The organism is Nocardiopsis sp. NPDC006832 (genome assembly GCF_040635885.1).
Lineage (GTDB): Bacteria > Actinomycetota > Actinomycetes > Streptosporangiales > Streptosporangiaceae > Nocardiopsis.
Genome location: NZ_JBEYLC010000133.1, coordinates 1 through 2,360, shown reverse-complemented (window position 1 = coordinate 2,360; position 2,360 = coordinate 1). Strand labels below are relative to the sequence as shown.

Below are 2,360 nucleotides of genomic sequence, written 5' to 3'. Positions count from 1 at the left end.
TCATAAATCCAAAAACAGGCTCCACATCAATTTTTCTTTGACTGTAGATGGTTTTTGTTTTTGGTTCTGAAAGCTTTTTATTAATTTGGGCTTTAAAATATTCCCAATTATAATTTTTCATTATTTTTTTATTTGTTTTTGAATTGAAGTTCATACATTGTTGTTTCAGAGGGCATTCTGAACAATCATCACATTCATATAATTTAAAGTCTCGTTTAAAACCATATTTATCATGACGATAGGCATATCTTTTAAATCCTAGTCTTTTATTATTCGGACAAATGAATTCATCGTTAATTTCGTCATAATCCCAATTTTGAGTATTAAAGATGTCACTTTTATATTTTTTAGTTTTATCTTTTATAAACATTCCATAAGTTATGAGTGGCGTTCGATTAAAATTATCTATAATTGCCATATAATTGGCTTCGCTACCATAACCTGCGTCAGCTACAATATATTCAGGTAAATGACCGTAGGTCTCTTGTATTGTATTTAAAAAAGGTATCATTGTTCTTGTATCAGTCGGATTTTGATACACATTATAAAATAAAACAAATTGAGAATTTGTCGCTATTTGTAAATTATACCCCGGTTTAAGTTGTCCATTTTTCATATGATCTTCTTTCATTCTCATAAATGTGGCATCGTGATCTGTTTTAGAATAACTATTTCTATCCTTTAAAATAGATTTTTGGACTTCGTATTTATGCTTTCGCTGAGAGTAATCATTAATTTGCTTTTTGTATTTTTTAATTTTAGTTCTTTTGAGCCGTATTTGTTTTCTTATTTTAGTACATTTTTCATTATCGATATGTTGGTTTAAATCTTCGATTTCTTTATCTAAATGACTACCAATCAAATCTATTTCTTCTTTTGTTAAGTCATTATCATGATCTTTTTTAATCTCAGGTATGATTTTATTTATCACCAATTCATGATAGAGTGCTTTAGAGTTTTCATTCATTCTTGACTCATGGTTTTGAATACTCTTTTTCCATACAAATGTATATCGATTGGCATTTGCCTCAACTTTCGTACCATCAATAAAAATGGCCTGATCATCAATAAGATTTTGTTTCAAACACTGACTATGAAATTGAATAAATAATGATTCTAATAAAGCGTCTACTTTGGGATTTACTCTAAATCGATTAATCGTTTTATAAGAAGGCTTTTGATTTTGTGATAGCCACATCATTCGGATACTATCATTGAGTAATTTTTCTATCTTACGTCCTGAAAACACAGATTGGGTGTAGGCATATAAAACTACTTTTAACATCATTTTTGGATGGTATGATGTTGCACCTCGATGATGTCTGAATTCATCGAATTCAGTCTCGGGAATTGTTTCTACAATATCATTTACATGTCGTGAAATATCATTTGTGGGGATAAGAACTGAAGTTTCCATTGGTAGAGTAAGTTGAGTCATGTTATAATCTTTATACATAAGGCACCTCGTTAATTTAGTTTAGTGATGTTTATTAAATTATACGAAAGGGCCTTATTTTTTTAAAGTATTTTAATGTAAAATTACATATGAATACAAAGTATTTTGGCGAGACTCTTGAGGGAACAGGACGTAAATCATCTTCCTCACCTTCAAGTCGATAACAGTCCATATGATGTAATCGTATGCTTGAACCTGTATAAGATTTGATTATATTAAATGTTGGTGAGTTTATCGTTCTTTTAACACCTAACGCTTTTCCTATAAATTGCGTTAATGTAGTTTTCCCTGCTCCTAGGTCACCATTTAATAAAATCAAGTCCTTAGCACTTAAATGTTTTACAAGTATTTGAGCAAATTTATCCATTTCATTTAAATTGTGAATAGTTATCAATTTTTACTCTCCTATATATGATTATTTAAAATCAAATTATCTCTATATTTAAAGATATATAAACATTTCTACATGGTTTATTAACTTATTCATTGTAACAAATTTTAATTCAAATTTCTTCGTAAAATATTTAAGCTTGTCCTCTATAAATTTTTAGAAAATTCTAAATTTATTATTGACACAATTCACCACATGTAGTAAATTGAATTTATCAAATTTTAAAACAATTCAAACTATTAAGAATAAATGACCATTCAACGAAAGGAGTATAATAAAATGACTTATCTATCTACGCTAGACCTACCAACAACTCAACATGCTATTATCATTTTATTATACTCGTAAGGACTCGAACTTTAGAAAAGTTTTAACTTCTAAATGTTTAAGTCCTATTTCTAGTTGGATGGGACTTAATGAGTGTGGGACATAAAGTCCCAGGATAAGTAAAAAAAGACAATTTCTATTGAAATAATATAGAAATTGTCTTTTTTATTATTTTTTTGATTATTT

2 protein-coding genes are annotated in these 2,360 nt (G+C 28.1%); both read right to left on the bottom strand.

All coding sequences use genetic code 11. From position 1 onward, the window contains the following. Nucleotides 1-1,456 (bottom strand): IS1182-like element ISSep1 family transposase (locus ABZ717_RS28505; RefSeq protein ID WP_358516344.1); only part of this gene is annotated, 1,456 nt, incomplete at its 3' end. Between the two features lie 34 nt (nucleotides 1,457-1,490). Further along, nucleotides 1,491-1,850 carry a tRNA (adenosine(37)-N6)-threonylcarbamoyltransferase complex ATPase subunit type 1 TsaE gene (gene tsaE / locus ABZ717_RS28500; RefSeq protein ID WP_358516341.1) on the bottom strand — a complete coding sequence of 120 codons (360 nt, stop codon included), beginning with the start codon at nucleotides 1,848-1,850 and terminating at the stop codon, nucleotides 1,491-1,493. Nucleotides 1,851-2,360: the final 510 nt, after the last annotated feature.